This window comes from Rhodococcus sp. NPDC059968, from assembly GCF_042738615.1.
In the GTDB taxonomy this organism is placed as follows: domain Bacteria; phylum Actinomycetota; class Actinomycetes; order Mycobacteriales; family Mycobacteriaceae; genus Rhodococcus_F.
The window spans coordinates 1-22,533 of sequence record NZ_JBHWUE010000005.1 but is presented as its reverse complement, the minus strand read 5'-3'; the positions used below and the strand labels follow the sequence as shown (position 1 = coordinate 22,533).

20 protein-coding genes and 1 pseudogene are annotated in these 22,533 nt (G+C 64.1%); 9 read left to right on the top strand and 12 right to left on the bottom strand.

Annotated features, from left to right (window positions below; translation table 11 throughout):
• Positions 1-9: 9 nt before the first annotated feature.
• The 3 genes from ACFWAY_RS06920 to ACFWAY_RS06910 are packed head-to-tail and all read right to left on the bottom strand — an operon-like array spanning position 10 to position 2,906.
• Positions 10-462 carry a MaoC family dehydratase gene (locus ACFWAY_RS06920; RefSeq protein WP_378510242.1) on the bottom strand — a complete coding sequence of 151 codons (453 nt, stop codon included), beginning with the start codon at positions 460-462 and terminating at the stop codon, positions 10-12.
• A 46-nt stretch (positions 463-508) separates the two neighbouring features.
• Positions 509-1,732, bottom strand: coding sequence for an acetyl-CoA C-acetyltransferase (locus ACFWAY_RS06915; protein ID WP_378510241.1), 1,224 nt, complete (start codon positions 1,730-1,732; stop codon positions 509-511).
• Between the two features lie 4 nt (positions 1,733-1,736).
• Positions 1,737-2,906 carry an acyl-CoA dehydrogenase family protein gene (locus ACFWAY_RS06910; protein WP_378510240.1) on the bottom strand — a complete coding sequence of 390 codons (1,170 nt, stop codon included), beginning with the start codon at positions 2,904-2,906 and terminating at the stop codon, positions 1,737-1,739.
• A 231-nt stretch (positions 2,907-3,137) separates the two neighbouring features.
• Here ACFWAY_RS06910 and ACFWAY_RS06905 point away from each other — a divergent pair, with 231 nt between their 5' ends.
• From ACFWAY_RS06905 to ACFWAY_RS06890, 4 genes are read left to right on the top strand one after another with little or no spacing between them, the layout of a single operon-like run.
• Positions 3,138-3,488: a 4-coumarate--CoA ligase gene (locus ACFWAY_RS06905; protein WP_378450498.1), complete on the top strand. Its 351-nt coding sequence runs from the start codon at positions 3,138-3,140 to the stop codon at positions 3,486-3,488.
• Positions 3,489-3,510: 22 nt separating this feature from the next.
• Positions 3,511-4,701 carry an acyl-CoA dehydrogenase family protein gene (locus ACFWAY_RS06900; protein ID WP_378510239.1) on the top strand — a complete coding sequence of 397 codons (1,191 nt, stop codon included), beginning with the start codon at positions 3,511-3,513 and terminating at the stop codon, positions 4,699-4,701.
• Between the two features lie 14 nt (positions 4,702-4,715).
• On the top strand, positions 4,716-5,459 hold the full coding sequence (fabG, locus tag ACFWAY_RS06895) for a 3-oxoacyl-ACP reductase FabG (RefSeq protein WP_378450496.1): 744 nt from the start codon (positions 4,716-4,718) through the stop codon (positions 5,457-5,459).
• Between the two features lie 41 nt (positions 5,460-5,500).
• Complete coding sequence (locus ACFWAY_RS06890; protein WP_378510238.1) at positions 5,501-6,370, top strand: LysR family transcriptional regulator; 870 nt, start codon at positions 5,501-5,503, stop codon at positions 6,368-6,370.
• On the opposite strand, the gene ACFWAY_RS06885 is transcribed toward ACFWAY_RS06890, so the two are convergent.
• The 6 genes from ACFWAY_RS06885 to ACFWAY_RS06860 all read right to left on the bottom strand — a co-directional run bounded on the left by ACFWAY_RS06885 (position 6,310) and on the right by ACFWAY_RS06860 (position 12,903).
• Positions 6,310-7,203, bottom strand: a complete 894-nt coding sequence (locus ACFWAY_RS06885) for a LysR family transcriptional regulator (RefSeq protein WP_378450494.1) — start codon at positions 7,201-7,203, stop codon at positions 6,310-6,312. The genes ACFWAY_RS06890 and ACFWAY_RS06885 overlap by 61 nt on opposite strands.
• 242 nt (positions 7,204-7,445) lie before the next feature.
• Positions 7,446-8,312 carry a hydroxymethylglutaryl-CoA lyase gene (locus ACFWAY_RS06880; RefSeq protein ID WP_378510237.1) on the bottom strand — a complete coding sequence of 289 codons (867 nt, stop codon included), beginning with the start codon at positions 8,310-8,312 and terminating at the stop codon, positions 7,446-7,448.
• A gap of 28 nt (positions 8,313-8,340) precedes the next feature.
• Positions 8,341-9,684: an SLC13 family permease gene (locus ACFWAY_RS06875; protein ID WP_378510236.1), complete on the bottom strand. Its 1,344-nt coding sequence runs from the start codon at positions 9,682-9,684 to the stop codon at positions 8,341-8,343.
• A gap of 88 nt (positions 9,685-9,772) precedes the next feature.
• Positions 9,773-10,993, bottom strand: a complete 1,221-nt coding sequence (locus tag ACFWAY_RS06870; protein ID WP_378450633.1) for a CaiB/BaiF CoA transferase family protein — start codon at positions 10,991-10,993, stop codon at positions 9,773-9,775.
• A gap of 184 nt (positions 10,994-11,177) precedes the next feature.
• A complete protein-coding gene (locus tag ACFWAY_RS06865; RefSeq protein ID WP_378510235.1) occupies positions 11,178-11,825 on the bottom strand; it encodes an IclR family transcriptional regulator in 648 nt (215 codons plus the stop codon).
• 367 nt (positions 11,826-12,192) lie between these two features.
• Entirely contained in the window at positions 12,193-12,903 is a 711-nt protein-coding gene (locus ACFWAY_RS06860; RefSeq protein WP_378450490.1) for a TetR/AcrR family transcriptional regulator, read from the bottom strand.
• A 146-nt stretch (positions 12,904-13,049) separates the two neighbouring features.
• Between ACFWAY_RS06860 and ACFWAY_RS06855 the strand changes: the two genes are divergently transcribed.
• The gene (locus tag ACFWAY_RS06855; RefSeq protein WP_378510234.1) at positions 13,050-14,441 is read left to right on the top strand and encodes an APC family permease; all 1,392 of its coding nucleotides are present in this window, start codon (positions 13,050-13,052) and stop codon (positions 14,439-14,441) included.
• A 74-nt stretch (positions 14,442-14,515) separates the two neighbouring features.
• Positions 14,516-15,586 (top strand): serine hydrolase domain-containing protein, encoded by a 1,071-nt coding sequence (locus ACFWAY_RS06850; RefSeq protein WP_378510233.1) that lies wholly within the window; start codon positions 14,516-14,518, stop codon positions 15,584-15,586.
• A gap of 107 nt (positions 15,587-15,693) precedes the next feature.
• On the opposite strand, the pseudogene ACFWAY_RS06845 reads toward ACFWAY_RS06850, so the two are convergent.
• The 3 genes and pseudogenes from ACFWAY_RS06845 to argH form a co-directional block, all read right to left on the bottom strand.
• Positions 15,694-15,819: pseudogene (locus tag ACFWAY_RS06845) on the bottom strand (transcriptional regulator); the annotation flags it as partial.
• Between the two features lie 325 nt (positions 15,820-16,144).
• Positions 16,145-17,047, bottom strand: coding sequence for a LysR substrate-binding domain-containing protein (locus tag ACFWAY_RS06840; RefSeq protein ID WP_378510232.1), 903 nt, complete (start codon positions 17,045-17,047; stop codon positions 16,145-16,147).
• 48 nt (positions 17,048-17,095) lie between these two features.
• A complete protein-coding gene (gene argH, locus ACFWAY_RS06835; protein ID WP_378510231.1) occupies positions 17,096-18,484 on the bottom strand; it encodes an argininosuccinate lyase in 1,389 nt (462 codons plus the stop codon).
• A gap of 397 nt (positions 18,485-18,881) precedes the next feature.
• Between argH and ACFWAY_RS06830 the strand changes: the two genes are divergently transcribed.
• The 3 genes from ACFWAY_RS06830 (at position 18,882) to ACFWAY_RS06820 (ending at position 22,465) form a co-directional block, all read left to right on the top strand.
• Positions 18,882-20,216, top strand: coding sequence for an MFS transporter (locus tag ACFWAY_RS06830; protein WP_378510230.1), 1,335 nt, complete (start codon positions 18,882-18,884; stop codon positions 20,214-20,216).
• 780 nt (positions 20,217-20,996) lie between these two features.
• A complete protein-coding gene (locus ACFWAY_RS06825; RefSeq protein ID WP_378510229.1) occupies positions 20,997-22,115 on the top strand; it encodes an epoxide hydrolase family protein in 1,119 nt (372 codons plus the stop codon).
• A gap of 176 nt (positions 22,116-22,291) precedes the next feature.
• The gene (locus tag ACFWAY_RS06820) at positions 22,292-22,465 is read left to right on the top strand and encodes a hypothetical protein (RefSeq protein WP_378510228.1); all 174 of its coding nucleotides are present in this window, start codon (positions 22,292-22,294) and stop codon (positions 22,463-22,465) included.
• The last annotated feature ends 68 nt before the right edge of the window (positions 22,466-22,533 follow it).

The window sequence follows — 22,533 nt, the reverse complement described above, 5'->3', positions numbered from 1 at the left end:
CCTCGAGTCTCAGGGAACCAGGACGCGAACGGTTTCGGCGACGCACGCCGGCTTGTCCGCACCCTCGATCTCGATGGTGTACTTGACGACCACTTGCGCACCCTGCTTCGTGTGCTCGAACGACACGATCTCGCCACCGGCCCGCACCTTCGCCCCGACCTTCACCGGCTGGGGGAAGCGAACCTTGTTGAGACCGTAGTTGATCACCAGCTTCACACCGTCGACGCGCATGAGGTCGGCGCCGAGCTTCGGCAGCAGCGACAGCGTGAGGTAGCCGTGGGCGATGGGGGCGCCGAACGGGCCCTCGGCGGCACGCTCAGGATCGACGTGGATCCACTGGTGGTCGCCGGTGGCGTCGGCGAACACGTTCACGCGTTCCTGCGTGATCTCGAGCCAGTCGCTGTGGCCGAGATGTTCGCCGACTGCGGATTCGACGTCGTCGATTCCCTGGAATACGCGCATGACACTCTTTTCGGGTCGGTCCGGTAACGGGCGGAAGTGGAAACGGCTAGATGTTGACGTTCTCGAACACGGCCGCGATGCCCTGCCCACCGCCGATGCACATCGTCTCGATGCCGTAGCGGGCCTGACGGCGGTCGAGTTCACGGAGCAGGTTGGCCAGGATACGCCCGCCAGTGGCGCCGACGGGGTGACCGAGGGAGATTCCGGATCCGTTGACGTTGAACCGGTCTCGCATGTCCGACTCGTCGAACTTCCACTCCCGCGCGCACGCCAGCACCTGCGCTGCGAACGCCTCGTTGATCTCGAGGAGATCGATGTCGTTCAGGCTGAGCTTCGCCCGGGTGAGGGCCTTGTCCACGGCCGGCACCGGACCGATGCCCATCCGGTTCGGCTCCACTCCGGCGACGCCCCAGCTCACGAGCCGGGCGAACGGGCGCAGGCCCAGACGTTCCGCGTTCTCGGGGGTGGTCACGATCGCGGCAGCGGCCGCGTCATTCTGACCGCACGCGTTGCCCGCGGTCACGGTCGCCTCCGGGTCGACGCGCGACCGGATGGGCCGCAACGCCGACAACGACTCCGCCGTGACATCACGGCGCGGTTGCTCGTCGGTGGTGACGACGACGTCGGACTTACCGCGCCTGCCCGCCACCGTCACCGGGATCGTCTCGGCGTCGAACAGGCCGCCCTCCTGGGCGCGGATCGCACGCGCGTGGGATTCGGCGGCGTACGCGTCCTGCTCCTCGCGGCTGATCGAGTACTCGCGGCGCAGGTTCTCCGCGGTCTCGATCATGCCGCCCTCGACGGGGAAGTTCACACCGCCGGAGTTGGTGCGGGGCTTGGCCAAGCGGTCGTGGAATTCCACCGACGCACCCTTGACGCCCCAACGCATTCCGGTGCTGTAGAACTCGGTCTGGCTCATCGACTCGGCGCCGCCCGCGATCACCAGATCGCTCATCCCGGTCTGCACCTGCATGGCCGCGTAGATCACCGCCTGCAGCCCGGAGCCGCAGCGGCGGTCGAGCTGGATGCCGGGCACGGTGACGTCGAGGCCGGCGTCCAGCGCAGCGATCCGGCCGATGGCCGCCGCCTCGCCGTTGGCGTAGCCCTGACCGAAGATGACGTCGTCGATGTCCTCGGACGTGATCGACGTCCGCTCGATCAGGCCCTTCAACACCGTCGATGCGAGGGTGGTGACGGGGACGTCGCGGTATACGCCGCCGAATCCCCCGACGGGGGTGCGGACGGGTTCACAGATCACTGCTTCGTACATGGGTTCAGAGTGCTTTCTTCGCTTCGCGGACGAGTCCGCCGCCGATGATGAGACGCTGGATCTCGCTGGTGCCCTCGTACAGGCGCAGGAGGCGGACCTCGCGGTAGATCCGTTCCACCGGAACGTCTCTCATGTACCCGGTGCCGCCGTGGACCTGCACCGCGAGGTCGGCGACCTTGCCGGCCATCTCCGTGCAGTACAGCTTCGCCACGGACGGGGCGATCCGACGGTCCTCACCGCTGACGTACTTCTGCGCCGCGTCCCGCACCAGCGCGCGGCCCGCGGACACGCCCACCTGCTGGTCGGCGAGCATGGCCTGCACCAGTTGGAAGTCACCGATCGGGGTGCCGCCCTGCTTCGTGACCGCCGCGAAGGCGACCGACTCGTCGAGCGCCCGCTGAGCGCTGCCGACGGCGAGGGCGGCGATGTGCACGCGACCCCGGGCGAGCGACGTCATGGCGGCGCGGTAGCCGGCCTCTTCGCTGCCGCCGACCAGGGCGGATTCGGGGACGGTGACGTCGTCGAACGCGACCTCCGCCGTCCAGGCACCTTCCTGGCCCATCTTCTTGTCCTTCGGCCCGACCACGACACCGGCGGTGTCGGCGGGAACGAGGAACACCGCGATGCCGGTGCCGGTCTCGTCGGCGGGTCGGGTGCGGGCGAAGACCACGAACAGATCGGCCAACGGTGCGTTGGTGATGAACCGCTTGGTGCCGTTGATCGTCCACTTGCCGTCCTTCAGGACGGCGCGGGTGGTAAGTCCCGCCGGGTTCGACCCGGCCTCCGGCTCGGTCAGCGCGAACGACGCGACCACTTCACCGGACGCGATGCGCTCGAGCCATTCCGACTTCTGTTCGTCCGTACCGAAATTCACCAGCACCTGGCCGGCGATCCCGTTGTTGGTGCCGAACATCGACCGCAACGCCAGGCTCGTGTACCCGAACTCCATGGCCAGTTCCACGTCCTGCGTGAGGTCGAGACCGAGCCCGCCCCACTGCTGCGGGATGGCGTACCCGAACAGACCCATCTCCGCCGCCTTGCGGCGAATGTCGTCCGGAATCAGATCCTTTTCCGCGATTTCATTTTCCCGGGGAATTACTTCCTTCTGAATAAAGGTTCTCGTCTGCGCGAGAATGTCCTTGAAGTCGTCGTCACTCACTTCACGTTCAGCCATGAAGGTGAATATCCAGCAACCCGGCCTCGCTGTCAAGCGAGCGCCGCGGACGAGAACTCGCAGCGCAGACGGCATTTACGACCCATAGGAAGAGGGCAACTGTCGGTTTCCTTCAGCGTCTTTGACCACGGCGGTCCGAGGCACTTCAATAGGTGTCAGTGTCCGGAGGAATTGTCCGGGCATATTCGCGAACAATGAAATTTCCCGGCGAGATGGAACTCGATATTCGACATGGTTGGCAGACCCGAGGACGCACTCCTCTATAAGGGCTACACCGTCGATCCGCACGAACTGGAACAGCTGTTGCTGTCACGACGAGGGATTCTCGACGTCGTGGTGGTCGGCCGCTCCGTTCCCGGGGTCGGGGAGATGCCTGTCGCGTTCGTGGTGGCAGAAACCACGGCGCGCATCACCGCCGAGGAACTGATCGAGTTCGTGGCGGCCACGGTGCCGCCGTACAAGAAGGTGCGCGAGGTGGTTTTCGTCGACGAGTTGCCTCTGTCTCCGCGGGGTGCGGTCCTGCGGTCCGCGTTGCGCGACCGCCTGAACGACGTGCACGCCGAGCAGAGTACGGAGAATTGATGGATACGGGACAGGTGGAACGATGACACGACTGGCGCAGACCGCCGGGCTCACGGATACCCAGGGCGAGATCATCGCAGCGGTACGAGAGTTCGCGAACAAGGCGATCATTCCGCAGGCGCAGGAGCTCGAACATTCCGACACGTACCCGACGGCCATCGTCGAGCAGATGAAGGAGATGGGCCTGTTCGGGCTCACGATCCCCGAGGAGTACGGCGGAATCGGGGAATCCCTCCTCACCTACGCACTGTGCGTCGAGGAGATCGCGCGGGGCTGGATGAGCGTGTCCGGGGTGATCAACACCCATTTCATCGTGGCGCACATGATCGCCAATCACGGCACACCCGAGCAGAAGGCCCACTACCTGCCGCGCATGGCGACCGGTGAACTGCGCGGCGCGTTCTCGATGTCCGAGCCCGAACTGGGTTCCGACGTCGCCGCCATCCGGACCAAGGCGGCCCGGGCAGCGGACGGCAACTACGTGATCGACGGCCAGAAGATGTGGCTCACCAACGGCGGGTCGTCGACGCTGGTGGCGGTGCTGGTCCGCACCGAGGAGGGGGCGGCGAAGCCCCACGACAACCTCACCGCGTTCCTCATCGAGAAGCCCGCCGGGTTCGGCGAGGTGCTGCCCGGGCTGACGATCCCCGGAAAGCTCGACAAGATGGGCTACAAGGGCATCGACACCACCGAGATGGTGTTCAGCGGCTACCGGGCCGCGGCAGACACGATCCTCGGCGCCGACCCGGGCCGCGGCTTCCGGCAGATGATGGACGGCGTCGAGGTCGGCCGCGTCAACGTCGCCGCCCGCGCCTGCGGGATCGCCCAGCGCGCGTTCGAACTCGGCGTGAAGTATGCGAAGACACGGGAGACGTTCGGCTCGCCGATCGCCGAACACCAGGCGATCGCCTTCCGGATCGCGGAGATGGCGACCAAGGTCGAGGCGGCACACCTGATGATGGTGAATGCGGCGCGGCTCAAGGACTCCGGGGAGCGCAACGACGTCGCGGCCGGGATGGCCAAGTACCTCGCGAGCGAGTTCTGCTCGGAGGTGACGCAGGACAGCTTCCGGATCCACGGCGGTTACGGCTATTCCAAGGAATACGAGATCGAACGCCTCATGCGGGAGGCACCGTTCCTCCTCATCGGCGAGGGCACCAGCGACATTCAGAAGCAGATCATCAGCCGCGGGCTGCTGCGTTCGTACAACTGAGGAAGGAAGAATCAATGACACTTCTCGAGGGACGGGTCGCCGTCGTCACGGGCGCAGCCCAGGGCATCGGTTTCGAGATGGCCCGGAAGTTCGCGAGTGAGGGCGCGTCGGTCGTCCTCGGCGACATGCACGCCGAGAACGTCAAGGCCGCCGCCGGAAAGCTGGAGGCCGACGGCTTCCAGGCCGTCGCCGTCGCCTGCGACGTGACCGATCCGGATCAGATGCAGAACCTGGGAAAGACGGCGCTCGACGCGTTCGGTGCGATGGACGTGTGGGTCAACAACGCCGGCATCACCCGCGACGCGACGATGCGCAAGATGTCGCTCGCCGATTTCCGCTCCGTCATCGACGTGCACCTGCAGGGCGCGTGGCTGGGCACCCAGATCGCATCGATCGCGATGCGGGAGGCCGGCAAGGGTTCGATCGTGAACATCTCGTCGATCTCGGGCAAGGTCGGCATGGTCGGGCAGACCAACTACAGCGCCGCGAAGGCCGGCATGGTGGGCCTGACCAAGGCGGCCGCGAAGGAGGTCGCCCACCTCGGTGTGCGGGTCAACGCGATCCAGCCCGGCGTGGTGAACACCGACATGATCCGCGCCCTGCGCGCCGACATCATCGAGGCGAAGCTCAAGGAGGTCCCGATGGGCCGCGGTGCCGAGCCCGAGGAGATCGCGAACGTCGCGCTGTTCCTCGCGTCCGATCTGTCCAGCTACATGACCGGCACCGTTCTCGAAGTCACCGGCGGACGTCACATCTGACAACCGGCGGATCGACGCGTCGTACGCAGTAGTCTGCACTGGTGGAGTCGCGACACGTCGAGTACTTTCTCGCCACCGTCGACAACGACGGCCTCGCGCTCGCGGCCGAGGCCCTGGGCGTCACCAAGCCGTCGTTGTCGAAGGGGCTGCGCAATCTCGAGCGTGATCTCGGTGTCGAACTGTTCCACCGCGTCGGCCGCGGCCTGGTGCTCAGTGCGGCGGGAAAGGCATTCGTCGGTCCGGCGCGGAAAATCGTGCGAGACCTGGTGGCCGCCGAGAGCTCGCTCGTCGACGTCTCGGGACTGCCGCGCGGCCGACTCGACATCTGCGCGTCGGCGCACGTGGCGGAAGGCCCTGTCACGGAACTGATCGGGTCCTTCCGCAAGCAGTATCCCGGCGTGGTCGTCCGGCTCGCCGACCTGCGACCGGTCGACGTCATCGCGTCGCTGATCCGAGACGGGCACTGCGAGATCGCCTTCAGTCATTTCCCCTTCGCTGCAGCCGGATTGACGACGCGTGCCCTCGGAATTCACGAGTACTGGCTGGTGGTTCCGCGGGACGCCGAAATCGCCTGGCGGGACCCCTTCCCCCTCCACGATCTTCCGGATATTCCCGTGGTGGGGCTGCCCAAGGAGTCGTCGTCGCGGACCGTCATCGAGAAGGCACTGCAGGCCGCAGGGAGCCGGACGGTCATGTCGGCCGTCGTCGAGCAGCGGGAAGCCGTCAGCGCGTTCGTCGTCGAGGGTGTGGGAATGTCGTTCATGGAACGCACCCTTGCGGAACGGGCCGCGGTCGGGGGAGCCCGGATCTGCACCCTCGACCCGCCGATCACCGCCCCGTACGGGGTGATCTACGACGAGGCCCGGCTGTCTCCGGCCGGACGGGCATTCCTCGACACACTCGCGCCGTGAGCGTCGTCGAGTGCGGCGATGAACGCCGCCGCCGCGGGCGGAAGCGGATCCGGTCGATGGACGAGACCGATGGTGCGCACCTCCGGCGGTGCGAGCGAGCGCACCACGACCCCCGGCAGTTCCTGCTCGGCGACGCGCCTCGGGAGCAGGGTCGCCCCCGCGCCCTGCACAACCAGTTCCCACATCGACTGACGATGCGCACACTCGACGGCGATGTTGTTCACCGGCAGTCGTGGACGCGACCCGATCTCGACGATCATCGGAATGTCGGCAAGCAGTTCGACGGGCACCGGATCGGGTAATTCGATCGCCAGATCGGCGTGGAGTGCGAGCACGATCTCCTGTTCCCCCACCATCCGGAACTCGAGACCCTGGTGGTCGACGAGCAGTTCGGTGAGCCCGAGGTCGCACTCTCCCGACCGGACCGCGCGGCCCACGCCGTCGGGAACGTCTGCCGACACCGTGGCCAGGACCACGCGCGGGAACTGCCGATGAAACCGGCCGACGATGCGCGGAAGCGGATCGGCGGCAAGCGAATTGAGAACAGCGATCGTGAGCGTGCCGGACCGCAGTTCCGCGACGTCGTGCACGACGGCCCGCGCCCGCTCCACATCGGCGAGGACCTGCCGCGCCGCATGCGCGAACGATGTGCCCGCCGGGGTGATCCGCAGCTTCCGTCCTCCACGATCGAACAGTTCGACACCCAGATCGCGCTCGAGAGTGCGGATCGCCTGCGACAGCGAGGGCTGCGCGATGAACAGCGCCCGCGCGGCCTCGGTGATGCTGCCGTGATCGGCCACGGCGACGAGGTACTCGGCGTCCCGGATGTCCACCGGTCGAGTCTAGCGGCCATGATGTTCGACGAGACCACGGCCGGTTACCGAGATGCGTGCGCCGCGGTGTACCCGGTCGAGTCGAACGTCGCGCAGGTAGGCGGTGGGGTGTCGGGCGGATCGACTCCGACTCCCACCGCGATGCACTATCCCCACGCCGCGCATCCACACCGCTCGCGTCCATCCCATTGGGCTACGGGGGTCGTAGGCGCTTGCCAATTAATAACCGATCCAGCCGATCGTTACTTCGACAGCTGCGGTGAATCGGCGATGATGCGCTTGACCGTCGATGCTGCGGCGGTGAGCTGGTTCAGATCGATGCCGGTGTCGACATCGTGGCTGTGGAAGTGCGCGACCAGTTCCTCGGTGGCGAGGTTGCCGTGTGCGCCCGGCGCAAACGGGCACCCACCGTATCCGCCGACCGCGCTGTCGAAGTGTTCGATGCCCAGGTGGTGTGCTGCGTGCAGGGCGGTGGTGAGCGCTTGACCGTCGGCGTTGTGCAGGTGTAGTCCGATGGTGATGTCGGGCAGTGACTCGCGGACGGCGCCCACCGCGGTGAGCACGTGCTCGGTGGTGGCGGTGCCCAGGGTGTCGGCCAGCCCCAGGGCGCGTATCCCCATGGCCGCGAACTGTTCGGCGACCTCCACCAGGCGCATGGGTGAGATGATGCCCTCGAACGGGCAGACGAACGCGGTGGAAACCCCGCCGAGGAACCGTTGCTCCGGGTAGCTGGCCACCGCCTGGGACAGATCCTCGAGGGCCTGTGCGGCGGACTTGCCGGCGTTGGCTTGGCTGTGCGCGGAACTGGCCGAGGCCGCGATGTGCACGACGTCCACTCCGGCAGCCACAGCACGGTGAATCCCGGTCGCGTTCAACGCTAATGCGCTGACCTGTGTAGTGGCGCGGTAGGGCTGCAACCGGGAGATGAGGGTGTCGGCGTCGGCCATCTGCGGGACGCGGGTGGGCGAGACGAAGGAGACGGCTTCGATCTGCCGGATTCCGGCTGCCACCAGCGCGTCGGCGATGGTGAGTTTGTCGTCGGTGGCGACAAGAACGTCCTCGTCCTGGAGACCGTCGCGTAGGACGACATCGGTGATGGTGACGCGCATGGGAATGCCTTTCCTGGGGTGGCCGGGGTCAGAGTGAGGTGGGAACGACGATCAGGGCCCAGGCCACCAGTGGGGCGATGAGCACCACCAGACCGCAGTAGGCGAGGACGTTGCGTTGGAACCGTTGGCGGTCTTTGACGTCGGCCTCGGCCACCACGATGGACCCGTTCGTGGCGAAGGGGCTGACGTCGACGACTGTGGACGCGAAGGCCAGCGCGATGATGAATCCCAGCGCGCCCAGTTCCCCTGCGGCGAGCATGGGTGCGGCCAGCGGCAGCGCGATACCCAGGGTGCCGATCGAGGAGCCGACCGCGGAGATGATCGCGACGGCGTACAGCAGGATCAACGCGGCGGCCAAGGGGGAGCCGAGGTGGGTGGCGGCGTCGCCGAGGAAGTCGAGGGTGCCGTTTTGTTTGAGCACCGTCATGTATGTGAGCATGCCGCAGACCAGCACGACCGCCGGCCAGGCCACCTTGTCTTCGATCCGGGGCATCTTTTTCGGGGCCATCAGCAGCAGAACAGTACTGATGCAGATCGAGCTGACGCCGACGTCGACGTTGAAGGCCACCGAACCTACTGCCAGGAGAAGGATTCCGATGAGGGTCGCGGCCCGTTCCCGGTTGAACGGGGTGCGGCCGGTGACGTCGACGTCGACGTCGGGCAGGACGGCGGTCGCGGAGGCGGTGCCAGATCCGGGGACGGCGCCGGGGTTGGGGTGAGGGCGGGTCGGTGAGCTTGCGCCGCCGCCGGTGACGTCGTCACGGTCCTCGGGCAGCTCGTGGAGCAGGTCGCGGCCGTAGATGGCGAACAGGACGGCGAAGAACAGGGCGTTCAGTGCGAAGGGAACGATGAACAGCAGCAGTGGGTTCGCCTGATAGCCGGCGGATTTGATCAATCCGTTGACGAAGGCGCCGTAGATCGTGATAGGTGAGAACGCGCAGCCCAGGGCGCCGTGGTTGATGGCCATGCCCATCAGCAGGGGGTTGATCTTCTTTCTCCCGGCCAGCCGCATCGCGATGGGGGCGAGCATGCCTGCCGCCATTGGTGATCCCAGCGCCATCAGCGTGCCGGAAAGCAGGAACATCATCCACACCAGTGCCCATCGTCGTCCGTGGACCAGTCGGAGGGCCGATTCGACGATGATGTTGATGGTGCCGTTGGCCTTGGCAATGGCGAACAGCAAGGTGATGCCGGCGACGATCAGGAAGATGTCGCCGGGAAAGGCGTCGACGATGTCGTCGATCGGGATCCCCGAGACCCATCCGCCGACGAGGAAGGCGCCGGCGAAGGCGAGGATGCCCATGTTGATCGGCACCTTGGTGGCGATGGTGAAGATCAGTACGAGGGCGAGGATGGAGATGGCATAGACCATGGGACCGTGTTCTTTCCGTGCGGGGGCAGACGGGAAAGGTGCGGCTGCACCAAGGAGCAGGGGCAGAGGCGCGGCGGACGCCGGCGGGTCAGATCACGCCGGCGGTGCGCAGTGTGTGCAGGCGATCGGGCGTCAGACCCAGCATCCGACTCAGCACGGGTTCAGTGTCGGCCCCGAGATCGGGCCCCAACCATCCGACTTTCGTTGCCTGGCCGTCGAACTGAGGTACCACGCCGGGGAAGCGCACCTCCTCGGGTGAGCCGCCTTCGACGTCGACCTTGAACGGCTGGATCATCCCGCGGGCCAGATAGTGCTCGTCGGAGACGATGCGGGCAGCGTCGTAGACGTCGCTGGCCGGGACACCGGCGTCGGACAGTGCGGTGACCACTTCTTTCGTGGATCGGGTCGTCGTCCATGCCACGATCGCCTCATCGAGATCGTCTTCCCTCAGGTAGCGTTTGGTGCCGTCGACCAGGTCTGGATCATTGGCCAGGTCCGGGCGGCCGACGGCGTTCATCAGCCGGGCGAAGACCGCGCTGGCGTTCCCGGCGATCAGAACCGAGCCGTCGGCACACGGGTAGGAGCCGCTGGGCACCACACCGGGCAGATTGCCGGCAGTGCGCTCGCGCACCATTTCGTAGGCGTCGTAGTCGGCGGTCAGCGACTCCATCGCCATGAAGACCGATTCGTAGAGTGCGACATCGGCGACCTTGGGCCGGGGGTGGTCGCCGCTACGAGCTCTGGCCAGAAGCATCATCAACGCGCTGACCGCACCGTAGAGACCGGCGAGGGTGTCGCCCAGCGGTGCCGCCGGACGCACCGGCTCACGGTCGGGATAGCCGGTCACATACCGCAATCCGCCGAACGCCTCGGCGACTCCACCGAATCCGGCGCGCTGCGCATAGGGTCCGTTCTGGCCGTAACCGGAGATCCGGACCAGGACGATGTCCGGGTTAGCTGCCTGCAACTGTTCGGGGCCGATGTTCCAGCGCTCGAGTGTGCCGGGGCGAAAGTTTTCGATCACGACATCGACCTTGGTGGCCAGGTCCAGGACCAACTGCTGGCCCTCGGTGCTCTTCAGATCGAGTGTCACCGAGCGCTTGTTGCGGGCAATGGTGCGATACATCATCGAGGTGGTGCCCCTGCTGCGGCGCCAGCCGCGCAGTTCGTCACCACCGTCGGGACGCTCGATCTTGATGACCTCGGCGCCGAAATCGGCCAGCAGCCGAGTCGCGAAGGGTGCTGCGATGAAGTTACCCAGCTCCAGGACGGTGATGCCGTCGAGCGGACCTGTGGTGGTGTTGTTCATGATGCTCCGATTTCTGTCGGCGATGTGATCAACAGTCAGTTGGCCCATTATGTGGGTCATACTGGCCCGAATAATGGGGCAACCATAGTGCGCTGGGTCACAGAGCGCAATGGTGTATGCCGACCAGCACGCGTGGAAATGACGAGAAGAGACCCACGCACCGCCGCGAGTGGCGGCCCGGGGGTCAGGCGTCGAGGAGAGACTTTTCGATGCGATGAGCAGCGGCGATTGCCGAGGAACCGAGGCGGGCTCCGGGATCGTCACCGAGCCGATGCAGCGGGCCAGACACGCACACCGACGCGACGATCTCGCCGTGCACTCGTACCGGTGCGCTGACCGAGCCGAGTCCGGGAACCCGCTCGGAGAGCGTCTGCCACCAGCCGCGGCGTCGCGCGGCGGGGTCGTTGTCGAAATCGCCGGCCAGCACGTGACCGCTCGACCCCTCCGCCAGCGGAAATGTGGTGCCGACCGGCATGGTGGCCCGCAGTTCGTTCGACGACTCGACGCTGACAGCGCACAAGCGCAGGTCACCGCGCCTCACCCACAGTTGCGAGGACTCCCCGGTGCTCTCGCTCAGCTCCCGAAGGACCGGCAGGGCGATATCTGTCATACCCGCCGCAGTGAAGCGATACCCGAGCCAATACCGGCCCTCAGCATCTCGACGCAGGTAGCCATAGTGCGCGAGGTCGGCCACGAGACGTTGGGTGGTCGACTTCGACAAGCCGACCGTGCGTGCAAGCTCGCTGGTAATCATCGGTCGCAACTCGACAGCATCGATGATGGCGAACGCGCGCGACAAGACACCGACCGCCTTGCGCTGCTCGTCCGCCATTGCCCGTCTCTCCCGAGGAAACCGTGTCCGCGACCGCGACCGCGACCGCGACCGCGAACTGCATGGTTCATGTCCACTGTTTGTGTCAAACGATCCTAGCGTTCGATCACCCGCAAAAACGGCGGTCCACCGGGCGAAACCGATTCGTCTGCCCGCGGCATCTCATGCGTGGTCCGGGCACAAAGAGATCAGGCGACCGTCCTTTGGGGTAGCCGCGCTCGCCGGAGAACCGCGTGCCGCGTGCGTCAACCTCGATGCGCGATCGGCGTGCAGCGTGGGCGGATGGGGTGAGGTGCTCAGCGACACCACCGTCGCCATGCTCATGCGTCCGGCACGAACGGTTTTGTTCGAGCCCGCTCACGAATAGCTAGACCGACTCGACGCTTTCGCGCTCGGCGGCCGCCAGCACGGCTTCGACCACCAGATCGTAGATCGTCCGACGATCGATGCTGGTCAGCTCCGTGATGTGGGCGCGGGCCGTCGGATACTCGCCGTCGGGAAGATGGGCGTAGATGCGCGTCCATGACGCGGCATCCTTCGCCTGGATCTCGGGGTCGAGGGTAGCGAGTACGGCGACCTGCCCGGCGAGCCCGAGCACGGAGTCGGCGAATGCCCGGTAGTACCGGACCGTGGCTTCGCGTGACAGACCCGACCGCGCGAACGTCTCGAGGATCAGCTCGACCATTCGGCGCTCTGCCGGACCGCCCGTCGTGCGGGCGAACGTCAGCGCCGCGATGGCAGGAGAGCGGACCGCGGTCGCCCAGATCCGATCGGCGATGCGCCGCAACGTGTCCTGCCAGTGCTCACTGTCGGGCACCTCCCCGATCTCCTCGAGCTCGACGGCGGTCGCATGGTCGTAGACGGCCAGCAGCAACTCGTCCTTGTCGCGGAACAGCCGGTACAGAGTCGTCGCATCGACCTTCAGCTCCTCGCCGAGGCGACGCATCGTCAGCCCCGCGGCGCCGTCACGCTGAGCGAGTTCGAACGCGGCCTTCACCGCGGCTTCCTGCTGCAGCCCCTTGCGTTCACGCCGCGTCGTCCGCTCCGGCGGCGTGGCGCGGGCGGTGTCCTTCGCCATCCTGCTCCCCTCGATCCCTCGACCGATCCACCGTAGCAATACAGCACCCGCGCATCCCGCTACCCACAAAGTTGTCAACAGCGTTGACAACATCGTTTCAGCAGAGTTTAGTGGTCGTCGCCACAGCACTACTTCAAGGAGTTCGCATGACGGAATCGCGGGTCGCGACAGCGACTGACGAACCACAGTTGACGCCGCGACTGACACTTCCGTCAGTGGTGGCGTTCGGGTTGTCCTATATGGCACCGAGCCTGGTCATGATCATTTTCGGCGTCATCGCAGTCGCCAGTGCCGGCACCGCGCCCACGGCATTCCTGGTCGCGACCGGGGCGATGCTGCTCACCGCACTGAGCTACGCACGGCTGGCGCGCATCTACCCGGTCTCGGGTTCGGCCTACTTCTACGCGCGCCGCAACCTCGGCTCGGCGGCCGGGTTCCTGGTCGGTTGGGCGATCCTGTTGGACTACCTGTTCTTGCCGATGGTCGCGTGGCTGGCGCAGTCGATCCTGCTCAACGCACAGTTCCCGGCGGTTCCGATCTGGCTGTGGATGTTGATCAACGCCGGCTTGACGACGGCGATCAACGTCATCGGGATCGCACTCGCCGATCGTCTCAACCGGTTGCTACTCGCCGTCTCCACCTTCTTGGTACTGCTCTTCTTCGCGTACTGCATCAAGTTCCTCGTCGGCAATCCGGTCGCCTCGTACACCGAGCCGTTCTGGAACTCCAGCAGCACGGTCGCCGGCATCTCCGCGGCAGCGGCGATCGCGGCGTACTCGTTTCTCGGTTTCGACGCGGTAACCACACTCGCCGAGGAGACCAAGGACGCCGCGCGAAACATCCCGCGGGCCATCATCTGGATCGTCTCGATCGGCGGCGTCATCTTCTTCGCCGTGGCATATGTAATGCAGCTCGTCCACCCCGGCGACATCTTCGACGATGCGCAGGCCGCGTCGTACACGATGTCGGTGCAGGTCGGTGGTCAGTTCTTCGCCGATTGGACCAACCTCGCGGGAATCATCGCAGGATCGGCCTCCTGCCTGGCCGTCCAGCTCAGCTCGAGCCGTCTACTGTTCATCATGGGCCGCGACGGCGTGCTTCCTCGCCGATTGTTCGGCAAGCTCGACGGCCGTACCCGGACGCCCGTGTTCTGCGTGCTCGTCACGGGCGGCATGTGCTTCGTCGGCATGAACATGCCACTCGAAACCGCCACGGGATTCATCAACTTCGGCGCGTTCACCGCCTTCACCGCGGTCAACCTGTGCGTCATCGTTTATTACTTGCGCAACAACGCGACACGGCAGTTGAGTGCGGTCCGCTTCGTGGTCCTGCCACTCGTCGGCGCCGCCGTCACGCTGTACATGATCACCCAGCTCAGCGAGCATGCACTGATCTCCGGCATCTCCTGGTTGGCAATCGGAATCGTCTACCTCGTCTGGCTCACACGCGGATTCCGCCGGCCGACACCCGAGATGAGCTTCACCCACGAGCAGGCGGTCATCGTCGCCGCCGGACAGAGCAGCGAGGCCGCGAAGTGATCTACAACGCAACATCGATTGTCAGCCTTGCGGATTGGCAGAGTTCACCGGCCAACCGGTACACCTTCGGCCGAATGCGGGAGGTCGTGCCGACCGCGCGGGTCGCTGCCGGATCGGCGCCACTACGGCTCGCCGACGGCGACCCGCTCGACCTCGATCTCCCCGTCGGCGCCGAGACCCTCCGTTCCGTGCTCGACCGCACTTACACCGACGGATTCATGGTCCTCCACAACGGCAGCGTGCGCGCCGAGCTATACCCCGGAGACCTCGAACCCGGCCGGACGCACATGCTGTTTTCGGTCAGCAAGTCAATCGTCGGAACCGTCGCGGCAAACTTGATCGCAGTCGGTCTGCTGGACCCCGAAGCCGCACTCACCGATTACATTCCGGAACTTGCGAACTCCGGCTACGCGGGTGCTACCGTGCGCAATATCCTCGACATGCGTTCCGGCATCCGATTCTCCGAAGAATACCTGGAGCCCGGCGCCGAGGTGCGGTTCCTCGATCAGGCCGTGGGCTGGATTCCGCGCGTCGACGATTGGGTACCGCCGTCGCTCTACCAGTTCCTTCCGATGCTGAAAGCGGATCGCCCCCACGGCGGCCCTTTCGAATACCGTTCGTGCGAAACGGATGCACTCGGCTGGGTGTGCGAACGCGCCGCCGCCGACCGTATGCCGGCGCTACTGTCGCGGCTCGTGTGGTCGAAGTTCGCCGGCGACGACATGGACGCCGGGGTTGACCGTGCCGGAGCCGTTTTCGCGGACGGAGGCCTCGCCGCGACACTCCGGGACGTTGCGCGATTCGGTGAGATGCTCCGCCGCGGCGGACGCATCGGCGCCGAACAGGTCGTGCCGCTGCACTGGATCGACGACTCCCTGCGCGGCGCTCCCGATTCGCATGAGGCATATTCTCATTCACCGACCGAAACGCCGTTCCCTGGCGGAATGTACTGTAATCAGTTCTGGATTCCCCACCCCGACCGGCGTGTGCTGTTGTGTCTGGGCATCCACGGTCAGTACGTCTACATCGACATCGACCGGGGCGTCGTCGTCGTGAAACTGTCGTCCTGCCCGACACCGGTGAACGACGAACTGGACTACGCCGCATTCGCCGCGGCCGAGGCCGTCGCCGCCGCGTTGGCCTGAACGGTCACTGCATCCGCCCAGCCGGACACGCATGGGCGCCCGGCCGCCCGCCCGCCGCCTCTACCGACTGGCTCGCGCGCTAGGGATCGACGGTAGTCGGCGAACCCTTCGTCTCGGCGCAGCCCAGGAACCCGCCGGGTACCGCCGTAGGCGGGCAGTCCTGCCTGTTCAGGGTTGATCCGCGCCCTCCGGGAGGTGAGGAACTCCCGGACCTGTGCTCGCTGGTCGTCCATGCGTTCCACGGTATGCGGACCGGCACTGCCGAGGGAGGTACTGCGGTTACCTGGAAGAGCAGTGACTCCCGCGGGTACCGGATCGCGCGTTCACTCGAATTGTGACCACCTCGCATGACCGACCGCCGGTCGCGGCACCGTCGCAAGCCACCAGCTCCGCCCGACCTCCTCCGGCCCGACCCGACAACCCCAGTGGAACAACCCGGCACACAGGTTGGGTGATCGCCCACACCTCAACTGCCAATCAACTGCCGCAACCGAACCCATTACCGACCAGCAAGACATCGGTAGATCCAGGCTGGACCGGTCGTACCGGCAATCCTTGCTATTCGTCTGACCTACACACCGGCACCGACGCTGTTCTCACAAGCTCGCCGAGCCGATTGATGCTCGCATCAACTTTATTCTTCCGAACAACCAACCGCATCGGTACAGTTGCAACCCGTGGGCTCAGCGGACAGTACGCCACCCCGTCCATCTTGAACGCGGACACGCGCTCGGGAACAATCCCGATTCCACGATTACCCGCTATCAATGGAATGATGTTGTATCCGGCGATGGCCTCGGCGACCACGATTGGTGTAAAACCATTCTTCGAGCAAGCCGCGATGACGGTATCGAATTCCAGAGACGCGCGGCTCCGATCGGCGATAACAAGGACCTCATTCGCAAGCTCTCGCCAGTGAATGGTCCCCCGTTGCGCCAACGGATGCGATATCGGCACTGCGGCACAATAGTATTCCGGCGCCGCGTCTACCCAGAACCACTCCTCCCCCAACTCTCTGACTCGCAACAAACCGGCGTCCAGATCACCGGACCTCAGCCGGTCCATTTGGGTCTCGACGCCCGCCTCCTGAAGTCTCACCGCAACGCGCGGATTCGCGCGCTCGAGTTCGCACAGAACCTGTGGGACAAGTCCGATCACAGCTGACGCCACACAACCCACCGTCAGAGTCCGGGTGCTCTCGGTGGCGGCCTCGTGCAACAATCCAGGCAAGCGCTGGTACCGTTCCAAGATCCGTCTAGCTTCGGGTAACAGCGCTTCACCGGCCGGGGTCAACGAAATTCTCCGCGAACTACGTTTGAACAGCTCTTGGTTGACCTCACGCTCCAACGTTCTGATTTGCTGTGTGAGCGGTGGCTGGGAGATGTGCAGACGCGCGGACGCCCTCGTGAAGCTCAGTTCCTCCGCGACGACAACGAAGTACTTCAAACGCGTCAGGCTCATCCTGCCTCTTGACCTTTTCGGTTCTGCGAGTAGTTACACTTGTCAAAACTATCCCACAAGCAGTCGGTCAATCGCTTCGGTGAGCCTTGCCTGTGATTCTGCGATATTACGCTCGCACATCGATGCCGCACGAACGTCGCGCCCAAGGCGTTCCGTCATGGGCGCGATCTCCCGAGACACCGCACTCGGCGCCGACCCACCAAGTACGGATCGCCGGTGCACTGATGCAATCGGATCGAGTGCTGAGCGAATAGAACTCAACGAAAGCGACAGTGGCTCTCCTCTGTACATGCACGCGGCTTCGTCTACTATCGCCGACGTCAGATCTCGCGGTTCAAGACCCCTCTCGTAACAGAGTCGGATGACGATGGCGCAGATCTGATGCGCGGTACGCCAAGACAGACCGCATTCTGTAACGATCAATGATGCCAGATCACTAGCCGAGGCCCAGTGACGTTTCGAACTCTCACGCATTCGCCTGTCGTCGACCTCGATGGCATCGAGCATCGTAGACAAGTCCCCCATGATCCGAGGCAGGTCTTCGAGCAACTCCCAGAGGACTACGTCGCATTCGAAGCGCTCCAACATCGGCTGACCAGTCGCACCTCGTTCCGACGCAATTCCTAGAGACATTGCGCCGATTGCCTTTGCGCACTGCGCCTTGATCTGCTGCGGGATATTTGGGTTCCTCTTCTGAGGCATAATGCTAGAGGTCGCACAGAACCTGTCCGGGAAGTCTACATATCGGTATTCGGTAGACATCCACAGTTCTAAATCATCGGCGATTCTCGCAAGGTTCATAGCAGCGATCGTCACGACGCTTATCGTCTCCAGACCCACATCATGGCTCATGATCGCGTCCAAACTATTTGCGATGGGACGGTCGAAGCCCAAGAGTTCTGAAACACGCTCTCGGTCTATCTCGAAATCGGTCGTGCTCAATATACCAGCCCCCGCCGGTGACTGGTTCACGCGAACCATGAGCTCCATATAGCGCTGAACGTCACGATCGAGTGTAGCCGCCCACATGCTCAGCCAGTGACCTAGCGTTGTCGGTTGCGCGTGCTGCAAAAACGTCTGACCGGGCACGACAGTCTCGACAAACTTCATCGCAAGTTTCAGTAGGACCCCCCGGAGACTATTTAGCATGCAAATATTGCAAAGAACTAACCTCCTGGTATTCAGCCTCCGTGAAACCTCTGATATATCGCCCGTACTCCTTCCTAGATTAATCCATCCCCCAATATGCTCGCCGAGGCGCTGAATTAACTGCTGCTCGGTCCAATGCATACCCCCATCCCATTCGCCGAGTAGAGCACCATTCGCCTCGATATCACGGATTTCAGCCAACATCTTGCGTCCGTCGACCTTCTCCACCAGGCCCATTTCGACCAACATCACCAAGTGGGCCTTATCGAAGTCGAGAATCGAATTCAACGGTGCTCGTTCATGGTTTCGAGACGTAAATAACCTATCGGTCCAAAGCCCCTCGGAAAGCCTTATTCCAGCTGTTCGATAGCCACGGTAGTCGACGGACTTCTGTTGCAAAGACATATTAGATGCCAACCCATTCTTCCTCGGACCATGTGATCAACTCACGCGCGTTGTGAACGTAGCCCTGGTGGTTGCTCCGCTCAAACACCCACAACGTGACCGCGCACCTCTACAGACACCCCACCTGCGCGCATACGATTTTCGTATGGAATTACTTGCAAAGCCGTATTAGCTTGCCCGATGACATCGCGGTATAAACACTGCAACAGACACCGGTGCGTTGACAGATCCGCACCTGCCGCACCAGCTCAGAATGCTTCGCTCACACAGGATGCAGACGATGGAAGGTTTTGTAGTGACAGAAGAAACTGCAACCAGGACGGTCGGCTATGACGCCGGCCCCGTACTACCGTTCCATAGGCGGCTCGTCCTCAGCGCATCATCTGGTTCGTTTTCCGACGGCTATGTACTCGGCGTGACTGGGATCGCGTTGGCCGTCGCAACGGACACAATGGACATCAGCGATACGTGGCAGGGACTTCTTGGGTCGTCCACACTTGCCGGGCTATTTTTCGGCGCATTGATCTGTGGACGATTGGTGGACCGCTTCGGACGACAGCCATTTTTCGGTCCCCTGATGTTAATTTTCACCCTGGTCTCCCTCCTGCAGCTTCTGACGAGTCCCGATTGGTCATTGTTGATCGTCCGATTCATCATGGGACTGCTCCTCGGGGGTGACTACGTTTCGTCGAAAGCGCTGCTCGCGGAAGTATCCCCACGCCATTGGCGTGGCCGAGCATTGGGCGCACTCGGATTCGCATGGACATTGGGATTCGCGTCCGCGTACATCGTCGGGCTACTCATGCGCGACCTAGGTCCTGATTCGTGGAAGTGGATTCTCGCCACATCGGCAATTCCATCAATCATTAGTTTCGTTCTACGTATCGGCGCACCCGAGTCGCCTCGTTGGCTTGTCCAGAACGGACGTGCGGCCGAGGCCCGAAAAATTGTGACTAGCCGGATCGGTGCGAACTACAATTTACCGGAAACAGCCCCGAAGTCGGTCGAGCCGAGCCTCCGAGCACTGTTCCGTTCCGACACTGCGAGAAGCACTTTCATAGCGTGTTTGGTGTATACCGTTGCAGTCATGCCCACCTTCGCTCTCGGCACCTTCCTGCCACGTGTCGTCGAAACACTGGGGGTAGAAAACCCATACACGGGTTCACTTGGGTATTACTGTTGCGCCGCCATAGGGCCCTTCCTGGGACTCCTTGTGATAGACCGTCTTTCACGCAGAACGATGGCCTTCGGCGGCTTCCTGATTTCTGGGATTCTACTGCTTCCGTTGATGATATCCGGTGCGAGTCCACTCTTCATCGTCATCGTCTTCGCTACCTTCGCGCTCGTCACAAAGGCAACCAGTACAGTTGGGTATGTATATCCGTCTGAATTGTTCTCGACCGAGCTGAGGGGGCGTGGGGTTGGTCTTGCGGTGGCATCGAGCCGGTTCGGTGCATCCGCGCTGACCTTCTTCATGCCGATCGTGGTTGGCAACTTCGGGGTCGTGGCCGCGTTGGCAATGTGCGTTGCAGTTCTGCTGGCCGGGGGCGTCGTGGGCTACATCTGGGCGCCCGAGACCTCCAGCAGGGCACTTGATCCAGCGGCCTCTTCATAGCTGAGCGCCTCCGGCTGGTCGGCGCCTCTCTACTAGATCTAAGACACGGAGGAGCGGGCGCTTCTCTGACGCCCGGCACCTCTCGCGCGTGGGTGAGGATCCGGCACAGGCGAGTGGGCGGAGTATGGTCGGCCGTTCGGGGCGTGTTCTGATCAAGCTCGCTTGTGCGACCCGAGCCTCACCGATCGGAACCTCGGTCCCTGGACCAGCTGGGCGTGCGTGCCAGGTCGTGGGCGTGCATAGGTCATGGTGGATGTGTGACTCGTTCAGATGTGATTTCCGATGACTTATGGGAGGTGCTCGGGGAGGTCATGCCCGCGTCGACTCCGCGGCGTGGTCTGCCGTGGAACGACCACCGTGTGACTCTCGAAGCGATCCGCTGGCGGTTCCCCCCCAGGTTCGCCGTGGCGGGACATTCCCGACGAGTTCAGTGCCTGGCAGTCGATCTGGGAACGACACAAGCGCCGGTCGGTCGACGGAACCCACGGGGCGATGTTCCACGCCGTGCACGCGACCAGCGATGGCGACGACGACACACCCGCGGCTCTGGTCTCGATCGACTCGACCAGCGTGTGTGCCCACCAGCACGCGGCGGGTGCAGGACCCACAGGGGGTTGAGTCGAATTGCACGAAGGGCTCCCAAGGTGGGCGACCACCGGCCTGCGATGTCGCGCTCTGCCGACACCGGTTGTAATGGCGCGTTGCAGGACAGTCTCTTTCGTTCCTGCACCCGACCTGATCCATCGCTGTCTCACGAATTGTTCGGGCTAGGATTCAGCGATGAGCACCCCCAAACCCTTCACCCTGCGCATCCCCGACGCCGCGATCGCGGACTTGCGCGAACGGCTCGCACGCACGCGCTTTCCGGACGAGCCGCCGCTTGCGCCATGGTCCACGGGGACGAGCGTCGCATATCTGAAATCGCTCACCGACTACTGGCAGAACGACTTCGACTGGCGCGCGTGGGAAACGAAGCTCAATTCGTTTCCACAGTTCACACTGCCGGTCCGCGGCATTGAGCTGCATTTCATCCACGCACCGAGCAAGAAGCCGGGCGCGATGCCGCTGCTGCTGTCACACGGCTGGCCGGGCTCGGTGTTCGAGTTTCACAAGTTGATCCCGCTGCTCACCGAGCACTTCACCGTCGTCGCGCCCTCGCTCCCCGGTTATACGCTGTCGTTCAGGCCGGGTCAGCAACGCTTCGGCCTCGTCGAAATCGCCGAAGTCTTCGCCGAGCTGATGACGACGCTCGGCTACGAAAGATTCGGCGCGCAGGGCGGCGACTGGGGCAGTTTCATCACCTCGGTGCTGGGCCATCGTTTCGCGGCCCGCACGTCCGGCATCCATCTCAACCTGCTTCCGTTGCGGCGCGATCTGAAAATGCCACCGAGTCCGAATGCTGAAGAGAGAATGTATCTCGATCAGCTCGACAACTTCCTCAAAGAGGAGACGGGCTATCAGTGGATGCAGGGAACGCGACCGCAGACGCTTGCGTTCGGCCTGACCGACTCCCCGGCCGGCCTCGCGGCCTGGATCGTCGAGAAATTCCACGCGTGGACTGACAACAACGGCAGCCCCGAAGATGCCGTCACACGCGACGAGATGCTCGCCAACATTTCGCTCTACTGGTTCACGGGTGCGATCGGCTCGTCGTTCTGGCCGTATTACGCGCGCATGCACGGCCCGTGGCCGGTGCCGGAGGGCGAGATCGTCGAGGCTCCGATGGGGTACGCGGAATTCCCGCGCGAAACGCTCACGCCGCCGCGCTCGCTCGCGGAACAATCCTTCGGCGACATCCGCCGCTGGACCCGCATGAACAAGGGCGGGCATTTCGCCGCGCTGGAACAGCCGCAGGCGCTCGCGGAGGACGTCATCGCGTTTTTCGGTGCGCTCGAATGACCGGTACTTAGGATACAAGTGGAGAGCGAAAGGATTCGCTGGCACGGCTCGCTCCCGGTTCGCACGCACAAGTTATTGGACGAGACTCTGACCGTCATCACCGAGGCGGTCCTGATCCCGAACCTCGCGTTCGGTCACCGAACCGCTGCGGGGGCCACGATCTGGGGGCGTGGCTGGTGGCCGAGACGATTCATCGGATGCTGCCCACCGGGATCGTGCTGTTGTGGCCCTACCCGGTGCTCTCCACTGGCTCCGACCCAGACCCAGATCCCGACGCGGACTCCGCACAGATCACAGCGCTCAACCGTGCCATCGGCCGGCTATCGGACACCTCCAACGGTGTGGACTGACACCGGTCGAGTCGGCGCCGTGGGCGCTGGGCATGTCGACCGCTTTCGAGTCGCTTGCCGTGGCACGG

What these genes read in the sequence shown, in the direction of transcription:
- ACFWAY_RS06825 (WP_378510229.1), top strand. Translation starts at nt 20,997, where the DNA reads ATGAGCACCCCCAAACCCTTCACCCTGCGCATCCCCGACGCCGCGATC.
- ACFWAY_RS06915 (WP_378510241.1), bottom strand. Translation starts at nt 1,732, where the DNA reads ATGTACGAAGCAGTGATCTGTGAACCCGTCCGCACCCCCGTCGGGGGA.
- ACFWAY_RS06860 (WP_378450490.1), bottom strand. Translation starts at nt 12,903, where the DNA reads ATGGCGAAGGACACCGCCCGCGCCACGCCGCCGGAGCGGACGACGCGG.
- ACFWAY_RS06900 (WP_378510239.1), top strand. Translation starts at nt 3,511, where the DNA reads ATGACACGACTGGCGCAGACCGCCGGGCTCACGGATACCCAGGGCGAG.
- ACFWAY_RS06830 (WP_378510230.1), top strand. Translation starts at nt 18,882, where the DNA reads ATGGAAGGTTTTGTAGTGACAGAAGAAACTGCAACCAGGACGGTCGGC.
- ACFWAY_RS06905 (WP_378450498.1), top strand. Translation starts at nt 3,138, where the DNA reads ATGGTTGGCAGACCCGAGGACGCACTCCTCTATAAGGGCTACACCGTC.
- ACFWAY_RS06855 (WP_378510234.1), top strand. Translation starts at nt 13,050, where the DNA reads ATGACGGAATCGCGGGTCGCGACAGCGACTGACGAACCACAGTTGACG.
- ACFWAY_RS06850 (WP_378510233.1), top strand. Translation starts at nt 14,516, where the DNA reads ATGCGGGAGGTCGTGCCGACCGCGCGGGTCGCTGCCGGATCGGCGCCA.
- ACFWAY_RS06875 (WP_378510236.1), bottom strand. Translation starts at nt 9,684, where the DNA reads ATGGTCTATGCCATCTCCATCCTCGCCCTCGTACTGATCTTCACCATC.
- ACFWAY_RS06910 (WP_378510240.1), bottom strand. Translation starts at nt 2,906, where the DNA reads ATGGCTGAACGTGAAGTGAGTGACGACGACTTCAAGGACATTCTCGCG.
- fabG (WP_378450496.1), top strand. Translation starts at nt 4,716, where the DNA reads ATGACACTTCTCGAGGGACGGGTCGCCGTCGTCACGGGCGCAGCCCAG.
- ACFWAY_RS06920 (WP_378510242.1), bottom strand. Translation starts at nt 462, where the DNA reads ATGCGCGTATTCCAGGGAATCGACGACGTCGAATCCGCAGTCGGCGAA.
- ACFWAY_RS06870 (WP_378450633.1), bottom strand. Translation starts at nt 10,993, where the DNA reads ATGAACAACACCACCACAGGTCCGCTCGACGGCATCACCGTCCTGGAG.
- ACFWAY_RS06880 (WP_378510237.1), bottom strand. Translation starts at nt 8,312, where the DNA reads ATGCGCGTCACCATCACCGATGTCGTCCTACGCGACGGTCTCCAGGAC.
- ACFWAY_RS06865 (WP_378510235.1), bottom strand. Translation starts at nt 11,825, where the DNA reads ATGGCGGACGAGCAGCGCAAGGCGGTCGGTGTCTTGTCGCGCGCGTTC.
- ACFWAY_RS06840 (WP_378510232.1), bottom strand. Translation starts at nt 17,047, where the DNA reads ATGAGCCTGACGCGTTTGAAGTACTTCGTTGTCGTCGCGGAGGAACTG.